The organism is Alcaligenes sp. HNGD-HTN06 (assembly GCF_049932565.1).
Lineage (GTDB): Bacteria > Pseudomonadota > Gammaproteobacteria > Burkholderiales > Burkholderiaceae_B > Alcaligenes > Alcaligenes ammonioxydans.
Genome location: NZ_CP187782.1, coordinates 295,578 through 319,364, shown reverse-complemented (window position 1 = coordinate 319,364; position 23,787 = coordinate 295,578). Strand labels below are relative to the sequence as shown.

Below are 23,787 nucleotides of genomic sequence, written 5' to 3'. Positions count from 1 at the left end.
ATGACCACTAAAACCCTTGCCTCAGCGGAACACGCTAGGCGTTCTACTCCAAGCCGCCCGGCCAAACGCCGGGACTGGTCCGGACTGTCTTTGTGCATCAGTCCGGCCTTGATGCTGATAGTCTGGGAACTGTGCACTCGCTCGGGCTGGGTCAGCCCGCAGTTGTTGCCAGCCCCCTCCGCCATTTTTTTGCGGGTGCTGGAGCTGGCCGCTCAGGCCGACTTCTGGCACAACCTGAGCATGACGATCTACCGCCTGCTCAGTGGTTTGCTGATCGCCTGCGTGGTCGGTGTAAGCCTGGCGCTGACAGCTCAACTGACGCGCTGGAGCTCCTTTCTGCTCGATGCCCTGATCCGTCTGCTGGCCCCTATTCCCAAAATCGCCCTTTATCCGGCGCTGATTCTCATCATGGGGTTTGAAAGCTCATCGAAAATCGCACTGGTGGTCTCGGATGCGATTTTCCCAGTGCTGATGGCCAGTTGGGTGGCAGCGCAGACGGTGGACCGCAAGCTGATCTGGTCTGCCCGTGCCGCGGGGACATCCCGCAGTGCCTGTTTGTGGAAAATCATTTTGCCTGCCATCAGCCCGACCGTGCTGGCCGGCGTGCGAGTAGCCGGTGTCATTGCCTGCGTGGTGGTCTTTCTGGCCGAGATGATTGCCTCTACCGACGGGCTGGGCCATATGCTGACCGCCGCTGCACGCAGCTACCGCACGATTGATATGTTTGTCCCCCTGGTCTGGATCTGCGTGCTGGGCTTCGCACTGAACCTGACCATTGCCGCTTTACAGCGCAAAGTGGATCATACGAACTAACCCATCAAGACTGAACTGACCACTTGCCCGGCCACCTTGCAGCGCTGGCCGGGTTTTCGCAGGCTGACTCAATCACTCAGAACGGGTAGCCTGCTTTTTTTTGCCTCAAGGAAGCCGCTTCACTATGGCCAGCCGCCCTCTGACCGACGCCTATACCGGGCACGATACCTTCATCCCCTATCTGCTCAATCGCAGCACCTCGGCCTTGAATGCCGACTTTCAGACCTTGCTGCGCAGCCATGACCTGACTCTGCTGCATTGGCGGGTACTGGCTTTTCTGAATGAAACCGATGGCTTGGGCGTCAGCACCCTGGCGCAATACACCGACGTGGATCAAACCACGTTGTCACGCGCCCTGGTCGTTATGGAAAACGCCGGTCACCTGTCGCGCCAGGCTGATCCGCTGGATCAGCGTCGCGTGCTCATCCATCTGCATGAACAGGGTCGACAGCATTTTCTGCGCGTCCTGCCTGCCGCGCTGGACATTCATCACCGTGCCATTCAAGGCTTTTCGGTTGAGGAGCTCGCCCTACTGCGCCAATTTCTCAACCGCATTCGCGCCAATATCAACGGGGCGACGCCCTAAGGTCAGTGCTTGCCTTGCTTCACCCCAGCGTCCAGGTAGACGCTTTTTTTATGCCCAGGCTACTGCGCCTTCTTCAAAAACAGGCCATGTCCGGCCGGTGAACCAGACTTGAAATCGTCCTTCATCCTGAAGGAGCCTTTATTTACCGGTAAAAAGCCCATAAAATGATAATGATTAACATTTAGTATCGCAGTCACCCGCCTGAGATGTCCTGCCAGGCAACCGTGGCTCTCTTACGGAAACAAGATCTCGTGACTCTTTCCCCTACGCGCGCTGAACGTCGTCGGCTATTGCTGGCCGCGGCGGCCGGTCCTTTGCTCTTTGGCGTCCCTCGCCTGCTTCGCGCGCAAGACGGCCCCTTGAAAATTGCCTTGCTGACCTCTTTGTCCGGCCCCTTTGCCTCCTTGGGAGAAAGCATGCGGGCTGGCCTGGAGTTGTTGCTGAAACAGTGCAATTACGAAATGGGCGGACGTCAGGTTCAATTGCTGGTCGAAGATGACCACGGCAAGCCGGACGAAGCCATCCGTAAAGTACGCAAGCTGATCGAGCGCGACCAGATCGATATTCTGGGCGGGGTGATCAGCGCCAATATCGCGCTGGCCATTCGTGACATCGTGCATGATGCCCAACTGCCAACCTTCATCTCCAATGCGGCAGCCAATGATCTGGCCCGGGGGGCAGCCAGCCCTTACGTCTTTCGTCCCACCAAAACCAGTTGGATGCTGGGTCACACCGGCGCCTTGTGGACCTTTGAGCAGATCGAGAAATCCGGCGGCATCACCCTGGGCTCGGACTACACCGCAGGCCGCGAATACATTGAAGATTTTGCCAAGACCTACCAGGAGCAGGGTGGCACCCTGGGGGAGCGCATCTGGACCCCCTTGGGTACGCCGGACTTCGCGCCTATCCTGATGAATCTGGCCGCCAGCAACCCCCGCTTCGTATACACCTTTCTGGCCGGTGCTGATGCGGTTCGCTTCCATCAGCAAATGCAGGACTATCAGCTGCACGGCAAAATCCAGATTGTCGGCCCCGGTGCCTTGTATGACCAAGAAGACGTAATTGCCACGGTCGGCAAGGCCGCCCTGGGAGGAGTCAGCACGTTTCACCAATCGCCAGGCGCGGCAGCGGCCCAGGAATTTGTGGCCGCCTACCAGGCCAGCCGGGGACGCTTGCCCGGCGAGGCCAGCACCGCCGGTTACGTCACCGGCCAGGTCATCCAGGCAGGGCTGGAAGCGGTCAAGGGCGATCTGTCCAACAAGGCCGCCTTCAAACAAGCCCTGCTGGATCAGCCAATCCACACCGCCTTTGGCCCCATGGCGTTTGACCCGCGCAACAACCAGTCAATTCTGGACATTTACGTCAACCGGGTTGAACAAGACGACCAGGGCCGCCCGTTTAACACCGTGGTTCACACTTACCAGCGCATCCAGGACCCCGGCCCACGTTCTTGAGCTCCGCCTTGTCTTACTTTCTGCTCCAAATCCTCAATGCCCTGTCTTTTTCAGCCCTGCTGATGCTGGCAGGGCTGGGCCTGTCCTTGGTGCTCAGCCTGATGAACTTCATCAACCTGACGCATGGCTCCTTTTTTTTGCTGGGCGGCTATATCAGCGTCCAGTGGCTGGCTTCGGGCGCGCCCTGGTGGCTGGCTTTTCCCGCAGCCTTTGCCCTGTGCGGCCTGATGGGTTTCTTGCTGGATCGCTTCCCCTTTCGCCGCTTTTATCAGCGCACCCACTTGATGCAGGTGCTGCTGACTTACGGCCTGTCCGTCATTCTGGCGGACCTGATGCGCTGGGGTTTCAGCGCCGACACGCTATCGCCCATGCTGCCACACGTGCTGCGGGGCGGAGTGTGGATCTTGGGACTGCCTTTTCCCACCTACCGCCTGTTTCTGATCGTCACAGGCCTGACGCTGGCCTTGCTGTTCTGGTTTCTGCTGGATCGCACCCTCTGGGGCGCGGCCATTCGCGCTTGTGTGCACGATGCGCAGATCGTCGAAACCCTGGGCTTGAACTCGCGCCGCCTGTTCGCCATCGGCATGGCCCTGTCTGCCGCTCTGGCGGGCTTGGGCGGGGCGTTGGGGGCAGGCATGCTGTCGGTCTACCCCGGTCTGGATGAAGAAATCCTGTTGCTGGCCTTGCTGGTTGTGGTCATTGGTGGCCTGAACTCAGTGCGCGGCACCTTGCTATGCGCGCTGATCCTGGGCTTTGTCACCACCTTCGCACGCGTCTGGGTCCCCGCCTTTGCCAACGCCGCCACCTTGGCCGTGATGCTGGGTCTATTGCTGTGCTGGCCCAACGGCCTGAGCAAGTCCGCTACCCGACAGGTTTAAATGAACACGCTCAACATTCACCGGCTGCGCACTGGACTTTGGCCCGCCCTGGCCTGCCTGTTCGTACTCAGCAGCCATGCCTGGGGCGACCCGTTTCTATGGCGCTTTGGCACCGAAGCCCTATTGATCGGCTGCGCCGTGCTCAGCATCAATCTGCTGATCGGTTATGGGGGACTGGTCTCTCTGGGACATGGCGCCGTTTTTGGCTTTGCTGCCTACGCCACGGCCATCAGCAGTCAGTATTGGGGCGCATCCCTGCCCCTGATGCTTCTGGTCGGCATGGCGGCAGGCACTTTGCTGTCCATATTGATGGCACTGATCAGCCTGCGCAGCTCCGAACTGTTCTTCATGGTAGCCACGCTCGTTACCGGTCAACTGATTTGGGAAGTGGCGTTTCGCTGGCGGGATGTCACCGGCGGCGCCGATGGCCTGCGCGGTTTCCCGCGTCTGAGCCTGGGCGAACTGCCCTTGAGCGCCCCCTATACCTTGATGGTTCTGGCCCTGCTGCTGGCTATCATCTGCTGGTTGTTGCTGCGCTCATTTAGCCGCGCTCCTATCGGTCTGGCCTTGACTGGTCTGCGCGACCAGCCTTTGCGGATGGCCGCCCTGGGTTATCAGGCATGGCGTATCCGCCTCTACACCTTCATGATTGCAGGTGCGATAGCCGGTGCCGCTGGCGGGCTGTATCCCTTTGCGAATCAGTACGTCAGCCCGCAGCAGGTGCATTGGAGCTTCTCGGCCACGCTGATCATCATGGGCGTGATCGGTGGCATACGTACCTGGCGCGGCGCATTCATCGGCGCTACGTTCTATCTGTTTGCCCAGACCTACCTGAGCTCCTATACCGATCGGTGGCAGTTGCTGGTGGGTTTGATCTTTGTGCTGACGGTTCTGTTCATGCCCCATGGGCTGGCGGAACGACGCAAGAGGTCTGCATGAGCGTTTTACTGAGCACTCGCGAACTGGCCCTGCAGGTAGGCGGCCTCTCTATTCTGACTGACGTCAGTCTGGAACTACGCGCCGGCGAAACGCTGGGTTTGATTGGCCCAAATGGCGCGGGTAAAACCACGCTGTTCAACATCATCAGCGGGCTTACCCGCCCCACAGGCGGCCAGGTGTTGCTACAAGGCCAGGATCTGCGCAGCCTGGGCCCCATTGAGCGGGCTCGTCACGGTCTGGTGCGCAGCTTTCAGACCAGCCGGATCTTCCCCGAGCTGACCTTGCTGCAAAACCTGAGCCTGGCAGTACGCATCAAGAAAGACTGTGGCTACCAGTGGTGGGGACGCAAAGCGGCCCGTGCCGCCAGCCAGCACGCAGCCCAGGCGCTGCTGGAACACAGCGCGCTGGCCGGCCGCGGCCATCAACTGGCCAGCGCACTGTCTTATGGTGAACAGCGCATTCTGGATGTACTGATTGCCCTGGCTCAGCAACCCAGCGTACTCTTGCTGGATGAGCCTACCGCCGGCCTGTCCGAATCCGAGTCTCGTGACGTCATGGCACTGGTCCATGCCAGGCGGGGTCAATGTGCCGTGCTGCTGATCAGCCACGATATTGATATTGTTTTTCAAGAATGTGACCGTATTGCCGTGCTGTCCGGCGGCATGTTGCTGACCTGCGATACGCCCGAGGCCGTGCGCCAGCACGCGGGTGCGCGACAGGCCTATTTAGGCGAACTGGCGTTGGAGACGGTATGAAAAACGCACTGAGCATCTCCGGCCTGACGGCCCATTACGATCGGGCAGACATCCTCCACGACATCAATCTGTCCATTCCCGTCGGGCAAAGCGTGGCCTTGCTGGGCCGCAATGGCGCGGGCAAGACCAGCCTGCTGCACTGTTTGTTCAATATGGGCCCCATGTGGCAAGGTCAGATTGAGGTGCTGGGTCAGGACATTGAAGGCATGCCCACGTACCGCATCGCCCTGCTGGGCATGGCCCTGGTGCCGCAGGGGCGGGGGCGCTTCCCGACGTTGAGCGTGCAGGAAAGTCTACGTCTGGCTGGCCTGGCCCATCGTCCGCAAACCAAGGACCGCTGGACGTTGGAACGCATTTACGACGGCATGCCGCGGCTGTACGAGCGTCGCCAATCCTCCTGCTCTGCGCTCAGCGGAGGCGAGCGTCAGTTATTGGCCCTGGCCCGTGCCCTGCTGACGCAGTCTTCCCTGATTATTCTGGACGAACCTAGCGAGGGCCTGGCCCCCATGACCATTCAAGATACCTTGCTGCCCCAACTGCAATCCTTGAACCAACAAGGCATTACCGTGCTGATTGCCGAGCAGAATCTGAGCCTGGCCCTGGAGCTGGCCGATCGTGCCTTGCTGCTGGGCCACGGCCATCTGGTCTACGACGGCCCTGCGGCCCAGTTGCGTCAGGATGCCGCACTGCTGCAACGCCATTTGGGCCTTTGACATGTTCTCGGTGTATAGCCTGTCCTTGCCCCTGGCCCCTGGCCTGGAATCCTGGTTACAGGACCAGGTTCCCGGCAGCCTGCGAGCCACCATCGCCCGCCGCCAGCGCCAGTCCGACCAGCACTTGAGCCTGCTGGCTCACGGTGCCTTGCGCCATTTTCTGGCTCCCCTGCTGGGCTGCGCGCCACACGCTGTTCCTGTCAAAAACCTGGAGCATGGCAAGCCCGTGCTGGATCTGGATAACCCCGATCTGCACTTTAGCCTGTCGCACAGCGGCGATCGCGTGTTGTTGGGCATCGCCGATCAAAGCATAGGCGTCGATATTGAAGCCATGCGGCTGCCCGTGCGAGCCGGGCTGGTAGAACATTGCAGCGTCCACGCCGAACGTGCATGGCTAAAAAACGATCTGGACTTTTACGCGCTCTGGTGCGGCAAAGAAGCTGCCTTGAAGCATGCGGGAACAGGCTTTCATATTCCGCCTCAAGAATTATGGTTGAACGCCCACCCGCAGGGCGGTTGCACCGTACAATCCACCCATCCCATCTTGCAGGGACTGGTCGTACACAGCAGCCGGCCAGCCGCCAATTACACGGCTGCGGTCTGCCTGAATACTCCCTTTCCATCCTGGACAATCCGCTTTCTGGACAGCGCTCAACTGCCTGACAGCCAGCTGACTGACTACGACTAAACCTGACAAGCCTGCTTATTTATGTAATAGTTCTCATTACCATGATGACATCTATTCCTGTTAAACAAATTTGGCCTGACGCCTTTGCCCAGCGATACCGCGATGCAGGACATTGGCAAGGGGAAACCTTTGGCGCCTTGCTGCGCACACGAGCACAACGCCACCCCGAGCGGGAAGCCATTGTGGGCGGCACCCAGCGCTGGACGTACGGCGCGCTGGATCAGTACGCCAGCCAGATCGCGGCGGGCCTGCTGCAAGCCGGTTTGCGCAAGGGCGACCGGGTTCTGGTTCACTTGCCCAACATTCCTGAATTCGTCAGCGTTATCTTTGGCTTGTTCCGTGCAGGTCTCCTGCCCGTGTACGTCTTGCCGGCACACCGCATTACCGAAGTCGAGCACTTTGCCAACACTGCCCAGGCGCGCGCCTATATCGGTGTGGATACGCATGCCGGTTTTGATTATCTGCCTTTGGTGCGCGAGCTGCGCGAGCGCTGTCCTCAGGTAGAGCAGGTGTACATCGTGGGCCAAGCTCAGGAATTTGTCGCGCTGGAACAACTGCAACGCCATGCGGCCGATGTGGACGTGCCCGACTCGGCGGCCCAGCCTTCCGAAGTGGCTTTCCTGCAAATTTCGGGCGGTAGCACGGGCTTGTCCAAGCTGATTCCCCGCACGCACGACGACTACATCTACACCTTGCGCGAAAGTGCCAAGATTGCCGGTCTGACCGAGAACAGTGTGTTCCTGGGCGCCTTGCCGATTGCACACAATTTCCCCATGAGTTCGCCCGGCTTTCTGGGTGCGCTCTATGCGGGTGCCAAAGTGGTACTCAGTCCTGCCCCCAGCCCGGACGTTTGCTTTGAGCTGATCGAGCGCGAAGGCGTGACCGACACCAGTCTGGTTCCCCCGCTGCTGATGCTGTGGATGGATGCGGCCACCAAGACCCACGCCAGGCTGGACTCGCTGAAGGTCATTCAGGTTGGCGGCGCCAAGTTGAATGCCGAGGCGGCCAAACGCGTACGCCCTACGCTGGGCGTGACCTTGCAGCAGGTGTTTGGCATGGCCGAAGGTCTGGTGAACTACACCCGCCTGGACGATCCGCAGGACATCATCATCAACACCCAGGGCCGTCCTATCAGCCCGGACGATGAAATACTGATCGTGGATGACAACGGCAATCCGGTCGCCCCGGGCCAGCCTGGCTATCTGCTGACTCGTGGCCCCTACACGATCCGGGCTTACTACAACAATCCGTCGGCCAATGCCCGCTCCTTCACCGAGGACGGCTTTTACCGCACCGGCGACGTGGTGCGCATGACGCCAGAGGGCTATTTGATCGTTCAGGGCCGTGCCACCGACCATATCAACCGTGCGGGCGAAAAAATCTCCGCCGAGGAAATTGAAGATCATCTGCTGGCCCACCCGCAAGTCTTTGACGCCGCCGTGGTATCGGTGCCCGACGAATTCCTGGGCGAGCGCAGCTGTGCCTTCATCATCCCCAAGGATGACAAACCACGCGCGATTGAACTGAAGAAATGGATACGCAGCCGCGGTCTGGCCGACTTCAAAGTGCCGGACCAGATCGTGTTTGTGGATCGTTTCATGGAAACTGCGGCCTTGAAAATCAGCCGCAAGGAACTGCGCGCCCAACTGCGCGAACAACTCGAGAACACGACACAAGAGCAATCATGAGCACAGCACTTACCCTGGAACGCATGCGGGCCGATATTGCCACCATGCTGCACGAAGATCCCCAGGACATTCTGGATGATGACAACCTGATCGACCTGGGCCTGGACTCCATGCGCGTCATGACCCTGGCCACCCGCTGGCGCGAGGCGGGCGCGCCGATTGAATTTTCCGAAATGGCCTCCGTGGTCACTCTGGGCCAATGGTGGTCGCTGATCGAGCGTGCCCAACAAAACGGTCGCTGATTTTCTTACTGCAACACGCTTATGTTTAGCTCCCCTTCCGAACTGCCATTGCGCCCCCTGACCGAAGCACAAGAAGGTCTCTGGTACGCCCAGCGTTTGGACCCGCTTAACCCGATTTTCAATACCGGGCACTGCACGCATATTCATTCGGCGCTGGACACGGCGCTGTTTGCCCGAGCCATCAATCTGACGCTGGCAGAAGCCGACGCCTTGACCTTGCGCATGGTCGATACGCCCGACGGCCCAGCCCAGTATCTGCGCCCGCAAGAGCCGATTCAGCTGGAGGTTGTTGATCTGTCCTCGCATGCCGATGGTGCAGAACAAGCCCAAACCCTGTTGATGGCCGACCTGCGCACTCCGCTGGACCCGACCGTTGCACCACTGGCACGACACATCCTGTTTGTGCTGGGGCCCAAGCACCATCTTTGGTATCAGCGTATCCATCATCTGGCCGCGGACGGCTATGGCATGGCATTGATCGAGACGCGTGTGGTCAAGCGCTACCAGGCCTTGCTCAGTGGCCGTGAAGATCATGGGCATGAGCTGGAGTCGTTCACTCTATTGCAAGATGACGATCAAATCTATCGGGATAGCGAACGCCGCAGCAAGGACAGGCAGTTCTGGCTGGACACCTTAAGCGATGCGCAACCCGCACAAAGCCTGAGCGAATCCCAGGCCTTGAGCGACCATCATTTCCTGCTGGCACGCAGCGCCGTCACACCGGAGCTGACGGCCAGCCTGCAAGCATTGGCACAAAGCAGCGACATCAGCTGGCCAGACATTCTGACGGGACTGACCGCCGCCTATGTGCGCCGTCACACCCGCCAGGACGAATGCACGGTGGGCGTGCCCTGGATGGGCCGTCTGGGCCATATCAGCGCCCGCATTGTTTCGACGGTCATGAACGTGGCCCCGTTGCGTCTGCAGATCGATGAATCCCTGCCTGTAAACCAGTATCTGATCCAGGTCGCCAAAGCACTGCGCCAGGCACGTCGTCATGGTCGTTATCGCAGTGAGCAACTGCGCCGTGATCTGGGCTTGCTGGGCGGCATGCGCCGCCTGCACGGCCCCATCATCAACGTGCTGCCCTTTGACGCCCCCTACGAGCAGGCGGGCCTGAGTGCCAGCCAGTCAGTGCTGTGCGCCGGGCCCGTAGAAGATCTGAATTTCACATTCCGCGCTCAACCCGATGCCAGCGGTCTGCGCTTGGAAGTGGAAGCCAACCCCCGTTTGTACACCGACGAGCAGATTCAAACCCATCTTGTCCGTCTGGAACAATTCCTGTTGCGTGCTTTGCAGGCCGATACCCTGTCTGCCGTACCAACCCTGACCGATGCTGAACATCATCACTGGATTGAGGCCGTCAACCAGACGGCTCACCCGGTTCCTGAAACCACGCTGTGGGCCTTGATCCAGGCCCAGCTTGTCGCCCACCCGGAACGAACCGGTCTGGAGTTTGAAGGCAAGAAGCTGAGCTACGCCCAGATCAACGAGCAAACGGCCAATCTGGCCGCGCAACTGCGTCTGGCAGGCGTACAAACTGGCGATATCGTGGCCGTGGCCCTGCCCCGATCTATGGAGCTGGTGCTGTCCTTGCTCGCAATCCATCGCGCGGGGGCCGCCTACTTGCCACTGGATCTGGACCAGCCTGCCGATCGTCTGAACACCATCTTGCAGGCAGCTCAACCGCGCCTGCTGGTCGGCCAGCCCGATTGCACGCTGAACGCCTCCCTGCTGGTTCCTCAGCCTGAACAGGCTTGCAGTGCAAAAGCCTGGACCGCCGCAGGCCCGCACGATCCCTCTTACCTGATCTACACCTCCGGCTCTACCGGCACACCCAAAGGCGTGCTGGTCAACCACGACGCCATCGTCAACCGTTTGGTGTGGATGCAAACCCATTACGGCATGGGTGCCGGTGATCGCATTTTGCAAAAGACCCCCGCCACCTTTGACGTGTCGGTGTGGGAGTTCTTTCTGCCTTTCCTGTCGGGCGCGACCTTGGTCGTGGCGCCCCCGCAAGCACACCGCGACCCGGCCCATATCGCCCGCCTGATCCGCGAACAACACATCACGGTGCTGCATTTTGTGCCCTCCATGCTCAATGCTTTTCTGGATGAGCCTGTTGCTCGTGGACTGGCGCCGCGTCTGGTGTTTTGCAGCGGAGAAGAGCTGTCGGCCGCTACCCGCGACCGCTTCCACTCTCTGCTGAATGCCGAACTGCACAATCTGTATGGCCCCACCGAAGCCGCCGTGGACGTGTCCTACTGGCCCGCTTCGCGTGAAGACCACTCCCAGCCTGTTCCGATCGGCTTTCCCGTGTGGAACACGGCCCTGTACATCCTGGACGAGCAGTTGCGACCTGTACCGCCCGGTGTGGCTGGTCATCTGTACCTGGCTGGCCGTCAGCTGGCACAAGGCTACTGGGGCCGCCCGGATCTGACAGAAGAACGCTTTGTACCCGACCCCTATGCCCTGCATGGGCAACGCATGTACGCCACCGGCGATGTAGCCCGCTGGCGTGAGGATGGTGCCGTGGTTTTCCTGGGTCGTTCCGATCACCAGATCAAGCTGCGTGGTCAACGTATCGAGCTGGGAGAAATTGAAGCTCTGCTGGCCCGTCACCCCGCTGTGGCCCACGTTGCCGTTATCGCTCGTGAAGATGTACCCGGACACATGGCCATTGTGGCGTACTGGGTGCCGCAAGCAGACAGCCCATGCACGGACAAGACACTGGCCGCTTATGTAGGCGAGCACTTGCCGTCCTACATGGTGCCCAGCGCCTGGATCAGCCTGGATGCCTTGCCGGTGACGGCCAACGGCAAGCTGGACCGCAAGGCCCTGCCGGTGCCTGCGCTGCAAGTGCGTGCAGCCGGTTTGCCGCTGGAAGGTGCCACTCAACACCAGATCGCCGCCGCTTTCGCCAGCGTGCTGGAAAGCAGCGAGGCCTTTTACGCCGACGACGACTTCTTCGCCCTGGGCGGGCACTCCTTACTGGCCGCCAAGCTGGCCTTGCTGCTGCGTGAAGCACGCGGTCAGGCCGTGTCGATTGGCACTATTTTTGAATACCCCACCATTGCGCGCCTGGCCAGACATCTGGATCAGTCAGGCAATGCAACCGCCGATGGTTTTGGTCCTCTCATCACCTTGCGTCCGGGGCAGAACGATCAGCCCGCACTGTTTGTGATTCACCCGGCCGGTGGCTTGTCCTGGTGCTATGGCGCGCTGGCGCGTCATCTGCCCCCAGGCCGTGCTGTTTATGGTTTACAGGCTAGCGTGCTGTCTGACTCCTCGTTGGACCTGGATGGCAGCCTGGACGCCATGGCCAAGGTATATGTAGATCGTATCGAGCACGTTCAGCCTAGGGGCCCCTACCATCTGGCAGGCTGGTCCGTGGGCGGCATTATTGCTCAGGCCATGGCCGTGGAGCTGCGTCGTCGCGGCCAACTGGTAGGCATGTTGTCCTTGCTGGACGCCTACCCCAGCGATGCGTGGCGTAACGAGCCGGCGCCCGAGCCCAACGCCATCTACAAGGCGCTGCTACATATTGCGGGCCATGATCCGGACAGCTTGCCCGACGTTTCCCTGACGCGTCAGGGTGTGGTGGATTTCCTCAAGCGCAGCGGTCACCCGCTGGCCGAGCTGCCCGACACGCGTCTGGACAGCGTATTTCAGGTGGTGGAAAACAATAACCGCCTGGTGCGCCTGCACGAGCATCGCATCTATGACGGCCCCCTGCTGTATTTCCGCGCGGCGCTGGATCACGCAGGCACACAATTGCATCCCGGTTTGTGGAAGCCTTACGCAGAACAGCTGGAGGTCCACGACATCGCCTGCCTACACGCCCATTTGACCGGTACTGAAGCCGTGGCCGTCATGGCTCCGCTAATGGACACGGCCATGGCAAGTGCCGAACACGCACAAGCCCAACCTGAACTCAATATATAAACCATGTCTGTAAGACGTTTTTTTCTGGATATCTCACCCCTGATCGAAAGCCGGGCATTTCGCTTTGCCTACTTCGCCCGTGCCGCCACCGTGCTGGTAACCGGAATGTTGATGGTGGCCGCCAGCGTTCAGCTCTATGATCTGAGCAAATCCAGTGTCGCCGTCGCCTTTCTGACCGTGTCCATGGCCACTCCCATGGTGCTGGCCTTAATTGCCGGCGGAGTTCTGTCCGACCGTCTGGACAGACGCAGCCTGATGGTCTGGTCGCGCAGTGTCTACATCATCAGCGTCGTGCTGTTTTTGCTCAACACCCTCTTGCCCACTCCCCAGATCTGGCTGATTTACGTAGCCGCCGCTATTGGCGGCGCCGCGGGTGGCATCAGCGTGCCGGCCATGATGTCCGCCACTCCGGCGCTGGTCGGTCGTGACAAACTGGCGGCAGCGGCAGCTCTTTCCGGATTGGCTATGCAGCTGGGCGGCATTATTGGGCCCGCGCTGGCTGGCGTCCTGATCTCTGGCCCCGGCCTGGTTTTCTGCTATGTGATTGTGCTGTGCGGGGTCATCGTCACCCCCCTGCTCTTGCGCGCTCTGCCCCCGCTGCCGCCGCAAGCGGGCAAACAGCCCCAGAAAAATGCACTTCAATCCCTGCGTGACGGCCTGACATTTGTCGCCGCCCACCCCCTGCTGCGTGCTCTGCTGCTCATTGATCTAGCCGCCCTGATTCTGGCGACTCCCCTTGCCCTGATGCCCGAGTGGGGCGACTCCATTTTGCAAATGGGAGCGACGGCAACCGGCTACCTTTACGCCGCTCCTGCGGTGGGGGCAACGCTGGCTGCGCTGTCCAGCGGCTGGTGCCGACAGGTCTCGCGCCCAGGCGCGGCCATTGTGATCGCCGTTCTGGTGTGGGGTCTGGCCGTTGCCGCCCTGTCCCTGCAAGCGTCCCTGGGATGGGCGCTGGTTTGCCTGGCCATCATGGGCGCGGCCGATACGATTTCCAAAATCATGCGCATGGCACTGGTGCAGCACCACACCCCTGACTACCTGCTGGGCCGCGTCTCCAGCCTGTGGATGACGCAATACTCCCTGGGTCAGGCACTGGGCAATCTGCAGATGGGCTATCTGGCACGCCTGCTGGGGCCAGCCGTGGCCGTCGCGGCTGGCGGACTGGCCTGCGCCGCCGTCGCCTGTGGTTTCGGCGTGCTCAATCAGGGCCTGCGCTCGGTCCGCAATCAGGATGGGCCGCCCCATGCCTGAGACCCCGATTCTGCTCTACCCACGTCTGCCGCACGCCTGTAGAAAGACTTCCCGCATGGACCGTCTTGTCGACCGAACCTTTATCTAGGATTAAAAAATGCTAATCAATGTCAATTGCATTCGTCGTACTCCTGCCGCCTTGCTACGCAAAGCCGGCCTAAGCGCAGCGGTTTTGTCGCTGTCTTTAGCCAACGCCTTTGCCGCCCCTGCTTTTGACCAGCCTGATGCAGATTTCCGTGGCTCCTTGAACGCTGCTGGCGTGGTCTATGCCGGCAGCGAAGCCCAACTGTCAGGTCGCGGTTTCACACCAGGCCAGGAAGTCATCCTGCTGCAAAACGGACATACGCTGACGCCTGAAGCCCTGGTCGCCGACAAGGACGGCAATCTGCGTGCGACAGTGGCCATCCCGGCCGATGCGGCCACGGGCCTGCATCCGGTCGTCATGCAAGTGAGCAAACCTTCGACCGCCAGCATCTTCAACCTGAAGGTATCCCCTAAGGTGGAGCTCAGCGGTCAGGACAAGTTTGAACTGCAATCGCAGCATCTGGTTCCCGGCTTGTATCAAAGCGCCTACAGTCCCAAAAGCCAGGCTCTGTTTGTGACCTCGGCCGTCGGCCGCCCGCCGGTCAAGCAATCGCAACTGCTCAAAGTCAATCCCAAGACCCTGAAAATCGAAGCCAGCGTCACCCCGGCGGCCCAGGAGGGTCGGACTGATGGTCAGGTACAAGCGGTATACGGCGTAGCCGTGGACGACGCCCAAGGCAATGTCTGGGTCAGCAATACCCGCAGCAACACGGTCTCGGTCTACCGTCAGAAAGACCTGAAACTGGTCAAGCAGTTTGAGCAAGGGGCCGCCAGCCACGCCCGTGACGTCGTGGTGGACCAGCAAGCCCAGCGTGCCTATGTCTCGTCGCCCGGTTCCAAACTAATTTCCGTCTTTGACACTAAGAAACTGACTGCGCTGGAGCCGATTGAGCTGGAATCCAAGACCCGCAATCCGCTCAGCCCCATGAGTCTGGCTCTGGATGCCGAAAACGGTCGCCTGTACACCGTCAGCGCCAGCACCAATGAGCTAATTATTGTCGACCTGAACAACGGCAATGCCCAGACCGTCTACGCGCTGCCCGGCGCACGAGGCGCTGCCGGTGTGGCGGTGGATAGCAAAAACGGCCAGATTTATGTGGCCTCCCAGGGCAGCGACAACTTGCTGATCGTGGACGCCAAGGATGGCTCCGTGCAGCACGACATCCAAATCGGGGCTGGCGCCCTGAATGTGGTCTTCGATCCCAAAACGACACTGGCCTATGTCGCCTCACGCGGTGCCGGCACGGTCACTGCCGTCAACGGCAACGGTGAGATTGTTGCCAACCTGGACGGTGGCAGCTTCCCCAACCATGTCTCGGTGGACGGTGAAGGCAATGCCTACCTGGTCAACAAATCCAAAGGCAAGGATGACCCGACGGCTGACCGCATCACGCGCATTCATCTGAAATAAGCCCCTGAGGCGTCCCTTTCACAAAAAGGGACGCCACTGCCCCCTGCCCTCAAAAAGGACTCCTATGAACAGCCGTATAGCCGACCACGTCCGCCCCGCCACCATTGAAGAATGGTTACAGCATTACCAGGCCGACAGCAGCGTCTTTGCCTCTCCCACCGTCAGTTTGATGGCACACGGCACGGCACTGGAGCGGCATACCCATAATGCTCAGGGACAATTGCTCAGCGATGCCCAAGGTTTGTTGTCAGAGGCTGCGCAGCAAGGACTGCACGCCCCGCTTTTGCTGGGCGTGATTCCCTTTAACCCTGCCCGCAACGCTTATATGCGTGTGCCCACCACATACCAGCGCGATCCCGTATTGCGGCGCCCGGTCCAGCGCCCACCCCTGGCCCGCTCCCGCAACACAATCGCCAGCCAGCAGCTATTGCCCGACGGCCAAGGCTACGAAGACAGCGTCAGCCACATTCTGGCCACGATGCGTGAACAGAACATCTCCAAAACCGTGATGGCTCGTACCGTAACCATCACACTGAATGAAGCCCTGGACCGTCAGACCGTGTTGAGCAATATGCTCCACAGCAATCCAGCCGGCTACACCTATGCCCTGCCCCTGCCGGGCGGAGCAGCGCACGACCCAGATCTCTTTTTCGGGGCCAGTCCTGAATTGTTGGTGCGTCGCCAAGGCGACCTGGTTACTGTCAACCCATTGGCGGGCACGGCCCCACGTTTTGCCGATCTACAACGCGATCAGGCCAGCGCCCAGACCCTGATGGCCTCCAGCAAGGATCGGCGTGAACATGCCTACGTCATCCAGGATGTGGTGCGCATTCTGTCCCGGTTCTGCGACACCCTGGACGTGCCTGAGGGCCCCAGCCTGACCAGTACCGCCAACCTGTGGCACCTGTCCACCCGCATCAGCGGCCGCTTGCGCAACCCTGGCGTCAGCTCTCTGGAGCTGGCCCTGGCCATGCACCCCACCCCGGCCGTATGCGGTCTGCCGACCCAGCCCGCCATGCAGGCCATCGAAGCCACCGAAGTCTTTGATCGCGGCTACTTTGCGGGTGCGATCGGCTGGAATGACCACGAAGGCAACGGCGAATGGGCCGTGGCCATCCGTTGCGGCCACTACACCCAGCAAGGTCTGACCTTATCGGCGGGCGCGGGCATTGTGGAAGGCTCTGTACCGGCACTGGAACGCCAGGAAACCGGCAACAAACTCATGACCCTGATCAACTCACTGGGTCTGGCGCAAAACATTGCACTTTAACGGAGACACGAACCATGACCATACACGCGCTGCCCAGTTACGAGCTGCCTCAAGCTCCCGTGACCAACCGCGTCAACTGGCGTCCACAGGCAAATCGTGCCGCCTTGCTCATTCATGACATGCAGACCTACTTTCTGCAGAAATACGATATGAGCCTGGCCCCTATTCCCATGCTAATCGAACGCATCGCTGCCCTGCGCGACGTCTGCCACAAGCGGGGAATTCCCGTGTTCTACACGGCTCAACCTACCGAACAACCCGAGAAAGACCGCGCCTTGCTGAACGACTTCTGGGGTCCAGGCCTGACCGCCAGCGAATTTCACAGCCAGCAAGCCGTCGTGCCCGAGCTGACACCCGCCAAGCAGGACATCATGCTGACCAAATGGCGCTACAGCGCCTTCCAGCGCTCCGACCTGCGCGAGCAACTGCGCAATCTGGGCCGCGACCAGTTGATCATCACCGGCGTTTACGCCCACATCGGCTGCATGAGCACTGCCCTGGAAGCCTTCATGCAAGACGTACAGCCCTTCCTGGCCATCGACGGCGTGGCCGACTTTTCGCTGGAAGAACACCACATGGCCATTCGCCACGTCTCGCAACGCTGCGGCGTCAGCCTGACCTGCGCCGAAATCCAGGACAGCCTGCAAAGCTAAACAGGAAGCACACATGAGCACTAGCGCACAAGAATTTGCAGGTGAATGCATCGCCGTCACGGGCGCGGCTCGTGGCATTGGCGCTGCCGTCACCCACCTACTGCTGGAGCGAGGCGCCCGCGTCATCGCCCTGGACCTGGACGCCGAAGGCCTGACCCAACTGAATCAATCCGAATACAGTGATCGGGTTTCCTGCCACCTGGTCGACATCAGCCAAGCCGATGCCGTCGATGCCGCGCTGGCCCAAGGGCAGGAAAAACTGGGCCTCATTCAGCGTTTAGCCTGTGTCGCGGGCGTCCTGCAAATGGGCCGCATCACCGAGCTGAGCAACGAACAATGGGATCGCACCTTTGCCATCAACACCACCGGCGTCTTTAACGTCTGCCGCAACGTGGCCAAAGGCATGATCGAGCGCCAACAAGGCGCCATCGTCAACGTCAGCTCCAACTCCGCCGCCACCCCTCGCATCGCCATGGGCGCCTACGCCGCCTCCAAAGCCGCCGTCACCCAGCTGAGCCGCTGCCTGGGCCTGGAACTGGCCCCACACGGCATCCGCGTGAACATCGTCTCCCCCGGCTCCACCGACACCCCCATGCAACAAGCGATGTGGGCACAAGGCAGCTCGCGTGAAACCGTCATCGCGGGCTCCGGAGAGAACTACCGGCTGGGCATCCCCTTGCAGAAAATCGCCACCCCAAAAGAGATCGCCGAAGCCGTCCTGTTCCTGCTCTCGGACCGCGCCAGCCACATCACCCTGTCCGACCTGCGCGTGGACGGCGGTGCCACACTGGACCAAGGCTAAACAGCCAGACGCAAAAAAGGGCGGAAATTCCGCCCTTTTTTAATTACCCATTAGAACGAGTCCGGACAAAAGCATACGCACATCCCTACTAGTGACAGTGCCGATAAGGACTGAGCACCTATTGCCAAGCCAAGGAAGAATACGAGCGAACCGAAACATCGTAAATGTGGCTCAATGAAGACAGACTCAGTCAGGTCAAATCGGATCGAATCAGGTCAGGTCAGGTCAGGTCAGGTCAGGTCAGGTCAGCATCAGATTAGACCTGCTCAATGCAGGTAGCCTCCTATCAGCTACGTCTTAATTCCGTCCAGTCTGTGAACTAGATCGGGCAGCTCCAGCGGTTCCAACCGCCCCCGCCAACAACCGTTGAAGGCAGGCCCACTCAAGAGCACTGCCACCATGCTGTTCGGATCTGGGCAGCCCCCCCCGGTACAGCCTCCTGAGCCCGCCTATAGCCCGTCCCTCAAAGCCTAAGTCCAGCTACCGCTACTTCTTGTCCTCGACCGGAGCCTCACCCTGCTCAATCCCGAACAAATGCTCCAGCCCCGAAGCCAAAGCATCCCTCCAAGCCACAAAATCATGCGCCGTCGAACTTTCCACGTAACGCACGTCATAGCCCCGTGCTCGCAGCACATCATCCAGATGACGATTCGCCTGCACCAGGCTGACATCCCGGCTGGAGCCGGAAGACTCAAACACCCCGGCACTCATATAAATCCTCACCGGCACAGCAGGTGAATCCGCCATCTGGCGCGTCAGCCACTGCCCCCGCTCTTGACCGGCAGGAGCCCACCAGAACGACCCCGACATGCTCAAGACATTGCCAAACCACTGCGGCAGACGCCACGCCGCATTCATGGCGGCCGAGCCTCCATAGCTGGAACCACCAATCGTTGTCTTGTCTGCCGAGGACTGCACCCCTTGCGCCTTCAGCCAAGGCATCAGCTCCTTATCAAGAAATTTGAGGTAGGCCTCGTTAGGCGGCAGCTCACGAGCGCGCTCCGCCATACCGGGATTGTCCACCAGCACCAGCCACATGGGTTTCACGCGTCCCTGGGCAATCAAGGTATCCAACATGGCAGGTGCACGCGCCAGATCTCGATAATCCCGGCCATCAAACAAAATCAAGGTATGTTCTATATCCTGCGCATGGGTACCAGCAGGCTGATAAATCTGCACTTGGCGCTCCAGGCCCAAGGTCTGACTGGGCAGACGTTCCGTGCGCCACTGTCCTTGGCCGGCCTGCTGTGGCTCCAGGGCCACCACTTCTGCAGGCGCTTGAGTCAAACGTACGACCGACTCGCCCTCAAACACATTGCTGCTGCTCTCCGGCAAGGTCCGAGCATTGTGAGGGTCCCGTTGCAATGCGGCCCGCAAGACCTCACGCGCCAGGTCTTGGCCGACATAGGGCACATCCGGTGCCATGCGGTACGTAAAACGGGCATCACGCGGCAAGTCGTAGGTGATATACCAGATATCCGACTCCCCCAAACGATGCATGCGATCGCTGTACGCGAAGGGCCCGCCATGCAGACGCACCTCTTGCTGCGCACCCCGCCACACAAAGGTGACACGATCATGAGTCGCGCTGTAACGCTCCACCAAGGGGGAACCGACACGCTGCACATAATCCCAGAATCCCTGCGAAGGCTCGCCAGCACGTAAACGCATGCTCCACTGGCGAATCACATCCCCTTGCAAGGGTTCGGCCTGGGCGGGCGCTTGCGCAGCCGTCACCGATTCGATCTGCCACTGATATTGGCCCTGCCCCAACACGCGCAAGCGATACTCGCCCGCCGTCCCGGCAACAAAGCCAAATGGGCTTCCCCGCTCCGGGGCATGCGTCCAATGACGAATGACTGTGCCATCAGGGCCAAACAACTCCAGCGCCACCTCACCATTGCGCTGCCATTTGCCTTGCACGAGGTCATTCTGCTGCAAACTCACTATGCGTTCATGATGTTCGTGCGCCTGAACTTCACCCTGAGCCGAAGGCAGCGCCGCCGCCCATGCCGACTCAACGATTCCCACCATCAATATCGCTACAACAGGTGCGCGCAACATACATCCTCCTAAATGCCGGTTTGCCGCAGGCCAGGCCCAGTCCCAAAGAGCAGTATACGATCAAAAATAATCGACACTGCCCCTTGGCCGGCGCCAGATAGCCCTTTTATCAAACCAGACGGAAGGCTTGAATCAGTCGGTCCAGCTCCTGCACCTGATCCTGCAGCTCACTGGAGGTGTGGGCAACCTGATTGACCATCTCCGCGTTCTGATGGGTTGCCGAATCCAGTTGTCCGACCGCCACGTTGATCTGCTCGATACCAATCGTCTGCTCACGGGTCGAGGCGGCGATCTCATGCACAATCGTCATTACCTGCGAGCTGCCCGTGACCATCTCCTCGATAACCTCACCGACCTGCCCCATCAGCAGTACCCCTTCACGCGTGCTGTTGGACGAGGCCTCCACCAACTGGGCAATTTCCTGTGCAGAGGCCGTCGTGCGTTGTGCCAGCGCACGCACTTCGCCGGCCACCACCGCAAACCCCCGCCCCTGCTCACCGGCACGCGCCGCTTCCACGGCAGCATTCAAGGCCAGAATATTGGTCTGAAAGGCAATCGAGTTAATCACGGTGGTGATATCGGCCACCTTACCGCTGGTATCACGAATGGCACCCATCCGGTCCACCAGCTCACTGACCATCTGGCCGCCATGCTGGGCTGTTTTCTGCACCTGACTGGACACCTCTTCAGCGCGCAGGGCGTTTTCTTCGCTCATACGCACGGTGCCCGTCATCTCTTCCATGGCCGAGGCCGTTTCCTGCAAGGCGGCCGCCTGCTGGGTCGTACGGCTGGACAGCTCAAGATTGCCCGCCGACAGTTGCGAGGTATCGTCCGCGATGACGCCGCTACTGTGCTGCAGGGTGCGCAACACATCATTCAGCTTCAAGCGCATCTGCTCCAGCGAGGCCATCACGCTATTGTCTGGAATCGTGCGCAAGGAATGCGCAACGCGCAGGTCGCCATTAGCAATCGCCTGAGCCGCCTCATGCAAGACGCTCGGTTCGGCGCCCAGTTCGGCAAGAATTTGGCGTGCCAGAAACACCGTCACTGCCGACACCAGCAAGACAATCAAGACAAACACCACTGAAGAGTTCAGCAAGCTGCTCAGAAAGCGGGACTTGATATTGTCAATGTACACACCCGAGATCAGTATCCAGTCCCATTGGGGCACGCCTTTGCCAAAGGCCAGCTTGGGTGCATTGCTCTGGTCGCTGAGTTTGGGCCAGTGATATTCCAGAAAACCTTCGCCCCCATTGCGACCGATGCGGCTCATCTCGGTAAACGGATGGACTCCATTGCTGTCGACGACTGCACTGACGTCCTGACCATCGAGCTCTGGGCGGGTCGGGTTCATAATGGACACAACGCTGGAGGACAACACCGACACATAGCCCTCCTGTCCGAAGCGGATACTGCTGATGCGCTGCAATGCCTGCTTTTGCGCCTCTTCTTTGCTCAGTAAGCCCTTGCTGGCTAACTGCTGGTAGTCCTGCGTAATGCTCACGGCGATATTGACGATATGCTGCAAACTGCTTTTTCGCTCCTCCATCTGTGCCTGATAGAGTTGATAGTTCACAAATACAAAAACCGCCACCAATGCCATCAACCCCAAGATCAATGGCAACCACAACTTCTGTTTCAAGCCCAAACGCATCATATTCCCCGAGCAACGCTGAAAAGACAGGTCCCAGATACGCAAAAAACCGACCGCTGAAAGGCGGCCGGCCTGTTGAGAAGGCCCCATCGGACAAGCTGGGTAACGGCTTAGGGCTTGAATACTTAATTAAAGTTACATATAGAGATGACTGGATGCTAAGGCAGCTTACAAAATGCTGCCACTCACCCGTCGGGACGAGTCGGGACCTTGTCCGAAAGAGGGTTCGCTACTGGCCAACGTCAGCAGGAATCCGTCCTCGGACATCAGCTCCGAAGTCAGACGGCCCTGGTAATGACCCAGCTCCAGATTCAAGGCCAGATCGCGCTGCTCCAGATTGTCCACCCCCTTGATGACCAGCTCGAAACCCTGCTCGCTCAACAAGTGACAAGCGGTCTCCAGCAAGGCCTTAAAGGTGGGCTCACGGCAGGCGCGCTGAATGATGTCGGCCTCCAGCTTGACCCCAGTAAGCGGCCAGCCGCGCAAACGGTTAAGTTTGTAGTTTTCAATATCAGCACTGGTCAACCACACCTGAATCTCATGGTCTTTCAGATACTGCAAGGCCTGGATCAGCTCCGGTGTCTCTTCCAGCTCGTCTTCACTGAATAAATCCAGCTCCACACAACACGGCTGCAGCTCAAACTGCCGCAGCAGGCCAGGTATGCGCTTGTAAATAGGCAAGAGCATGTCTACGGGCAACTTCAGACCGATGTGACTGGCGCGCAGCGAATAGTCCTGCCACCAACGGCGCACATCTGCCATCAGGGTGCGCAGCATCCACTCGCACAAGGCCTGGCGGTGTATCGAGTCGGGCATATGGCGCAAAATCAGGTCGGACGACAGTCTCAGCCCGGTGGGCGAGGTCCAGAACACCTGGGCATCGACCCCGCTGTACTGGCCCGTGCTGGTGGCCACCCGTAACTGATACGAGAAGGACAAGGCTTCACTGGCCCGCGGGTCAAGTACATCCAGCGTTTCCAGGGCACGCAACAACTCCACCGGGGTAGGCTGAGCAGCTTCCTGCTCGTCACGCGGGGCGTAAAACTCCATGACTTCCGTGTCCTGGGGTTCGGGCTGGGCCAGGAGCTTGCCCGTGAAGGTGTAGCCCCAACCGTGCACCGACTTGATCGGCAAGGCGATTCCGGCCCGACTGGCCTTGCGGCGCAAACGGCTGATCAGAGAGTCCACCGCCCGGCTGTCGCTGGCGGCCAAGCCTTTGTCGCGCATCAGATCCTCACGGCTGAAACGAGCGTCGGCATGACGGACAAAGGCGTCCATCAATTGGCGTTCACTATGGGTCAGCTCCAGGCCCACGCCATTAGGAGCCACCAAGGTCCAGCCTTTATCGCGCAAGGTCCATTCCTGCCCGACCGGGTCCTGGGGCTCTTCCACCGTCTGGGTAGTATGAATAGCGGCGTACACATTACGGCGGCGCACGGCATGGCACCAGGCCATCAGCTCAGACACTTGCACATCCAGTGCCAGACAGGCGTCGGCCCCCGTCAGCAAAAGCTGCACGCGGGCACTGGCAGACAGGCCGGACTGAACCACCACAATCCCCAGGGAGCCAAAATCATTACGCAGCTTGGCCACCATCAAGGGGACATAACCGGCCTCAACAGGGAACAGCAACAGCTCTGCCCGGGCCTGACGTGCTTCGGCCACCTTTTCCAGAGATCTGACAACGCTTGTTTTGGTACCGAAAACCCGCAATTGCTCCAGCCAATAATGCAAGCCTTCGCCTTCTTCCAAAACAATCAACACGCAGCGTGCATGTTCCATAAGCGCCTACTATTTAATTATTAGCAGTCTCGCGACGCACCCAGCGCGAGCCGACAGTACTATTTTTATCAATAGTTGGAATTATCACTTCTAGAATACAGAGCACAAAGTA

19 protein-coding genes are annotated in these 23,787 nt (G+C 59.9%); 16 read left to right on the top strand and 3 right to left on the bottom strand.

The window, feature by feature from the left end:
- The 16 genes from ACOZ42_RS01430 to ACOZ42_RS01355 all read left to right on the top strand — a co-directional run bounded on the left by ACOZ42_RS01430 (position 1) and on the right by ACOZ42_RS01355 (position 18,175).
- Positions 1-813 (top strand): ABC transporter permease, encoded by an 813-nt coding sequence (locus tag ACOZ42_RS01430; protein WP_426345454.1) that lies wholly within the window; start codon positions 1-3, stop codon positions 811-813.
- Positions 814-937: 124 nt separating this feature from the next.
- Positions 938-1,399, top strand: coding sequence for a MarR family winged helix-turn-helix transcriptional regulator (locus ACOZ42_RS01425; RefSeq protein ID WP_059318470.1), 462 nt, complete (start codon positions 938-940; stop codon positions 1,397-1,399).
- A gap of 251 nt (positions 1,400-1,650) precedes the next feature.
- Entirely contained in the window at positions 1,651-2,853 is a 1,203-nt protein-coding gene (locus tag ACOZ42_RS01420; protein ID WP_230406233.1) for an ABC transporter substrate-binding protein, read from the top strand.
- 8 nt (positions 2,854-2,861) lie between these two features.
- A complete protein-coding gene (locus tag ACOZ42_RS01415; RefSeq protein ID WP_039943940.1) occupies positions 2,862-3,731 on the top strand; it encodes a branched-chain amino acid ABC transporter permease in 870 nt (289 codons plus the stop codon).
- A complete protein-coding gene (locus tag ACOZ42_RS01410; protein WP_003804450.1) occupies positions 3,732-4,670 on the top strand; it encodes a branched-chain amino acid ABC transporter permease in 939 nt (312 codons plus the stop codon).
- Complete coding sequence (locus ACOZ42_RS01405) at positions 4,667-5,425, top strand: ABC transporter ATP-binding protein (protein ID WP_426345453.1); 759 nt, start codon at positions 4,667-4,669, stop codon at positions 5,423-5,425. Before ACOZ42_RS01410 ends, ACOZ42_RS01405 begins: the two co-directional genes overlap by 4 nt.
- Positions 5,422-6,138 carry an ABC transporter ATP-binding protein gene (locus ACOZ42_RS01400; protein WP_240208865.1) on the top strand — a complete coding sequence of 239 codons (717 nt, stop codon included), beginning with the start codon at positions 5,422-5,424 and terminating at the stop codon, positions 6,136-6,138. Before ACOZ42_RS01405 ends, ACOZ42_RS01400 begins: the two co-directional genes overlap by 4 nt.
- A gap of 1 nt (position 6,139) precedes the next feature.
- Positions 6,140-6,826, top strand: a complete 687-nt coding sequence (locus tag ACOZ42_RS01395) for a 4'-phosphopantetheinyl transferase family protein (protein WP_230406232.1) — start codon at positions 6,140-6,142, stop codon at positions 6,824-6,826.
- Positions 6,827-6,867: 41 nt separating this feature from the next.
- The gene (locus ACOZ42_RS01390) at positions 6,868-8,514 is read left to right on the top strand and encodes a (2,3-dihydroxybenzoyl)adenylate synthase (RefSeq protein ID WP_003804457.1); all 1,647 of its coding nucleotides are present in this window, start codon (positions 6,868-6,870) and stop codon (positions 8,512-8,514) included.
- The gene (locus ACOZ42_RS01385) at positions 8,511-8,756 is read left to right on the top strand and encodes a phosphopantetheine-binding protein (protein ID WP_426345452.1); all 246 of its coding nucleotides are present in this window, start codon (positions 8,511-8,513) and stop codon (positions 8,754-8,756) included. Before ACOZ42_RS01390 ends, ACOZ42_RS01385 begins: the two co-directional genes overlap by 4 nt.
- A 21-nt stretch (positions 8,757-8,777) precedes the next feature.
- Entirely contained in the window at positions 8,778-12,701 is a 3,924-nt protein-coding gene (locus tag ACOZ42_RS01380; RefSeq protein WP_426345451.1) for an amino acid adenylation domain-containing protein, read from the top strand.
- A gap of 3 nt (positions 12,702-12,704) precedes the next feature.
- The gene (gene entS, locus ACOZ42_RS01375) at positions 12,705-13,955 is read left to right on the top strand and encodes an enterobactin transporter EntS (RefSeq protein ID WP_219235469.1); all 1,251 of its coding nucleotides are present in this window, start codon (positions 12,705-12,707) and stop codon (positions 13,953-13,955) included.
- A 97-nt stretch (positions 13,956-14,052) separates the two neighbouring features.
- A complete protein-coding gene (locus tag ACOZ42_RS01370) occupies positions 14,053-15,450 on the top strand; it encodes an ATP-binding protein (RefSeq protein WP_131071192.1) in 1,398 nt (465 codons plus the stop codon).
- Between the two features lie 64 nt (positions 15,451-15,514).
- Positions 15,515-16,720, top strand: coding sequence for an isochorismate synthase (locus ACOZ42_RS01365; RefSeq protein ID WP_415302057.1), 1,206 nt, complete (start codon positions 15,515-15,517; stop codon positions 16,718-16,720).
- 14 nt (positions 16,721-16,734) lie between these two features.
- Complete coding sequence (locus ACOZ42_RS01360) at positions 16,735-17,373, top strand: isochorismatase family protein (protein ID WP_003804470.1); 639 nt, start codon at positions 16,735-16,737, stop codon at positions 17,371-17,373.
- A gap of 13 nt (positions 17,374-17,386) precedes the next feature.
- Positions 17,387-18,175, top strand: a complete 789-nt coding sequence (locus tag ACOZ42_RS01355; protein WP_240208859.1) for a 2,3-dihydro-2,3-dihydroxybenzoate dehydrogenase — start codon at positions 17,387-17,389, stop codon at positions 18,173-18,175.
- Positions 18,176-18,661: 486 nt separating this feature from the next.
- Here the strand turns inward: ACOZ42_RS01355 and ACOZ42_RS01350 are convergent, their stop codons facing one another.
- The 3 genes from ACOZ42_RS01350 to ACOZ42_RS01340 all read right to left on the bottom strand — a co-directional run bounded on the left by ACOZ42_RS01350 (position 18,662) and on the right by ACOZ42_RS01340 (position 23,675).
- Positions 18,662-20,239 carry an alpha/beta hydrolase-fold protein gene (locus tag ACOZ42_RS01350; protein ID WP_426345450.1) on the bottom strand — a complete coding sequence of 526 codons (1,578 nt, stop codon included), beginning with the start codon at positions 20,237-20,239 and terminating at the stop codon, positions 18,662-18,664.
- A 109-nt stretch (positions 20,240-20,348) separates the two neighbouring features.
- Positions 20,349-21,983, bottom strand: coding sequence for a methyl-accepting chemotaxis protein (locus tag ACOZ42_RS01345; protein WP_426345449.1), 1,635 nt, complete (start codon positions 21,981-21,983; stop codon positions 20,349-20,351).
- A gap of 78 nt (positions 21,984-22,061) precedes the next feature.
- On the bottom strand, positions 22,062-23,675 hold the full coding sequence (locus tag ACOZ42_RS01340; RefSeq protein ID WP_059318459.1) for an EAL domain-containing protein: 1,614 nt from the start codon (positions 23,673-23,675) through the stop codon (positions 22,062-22,064).
- Positions 23,676-23,787 lie beyond the last annotated feature (112 nt).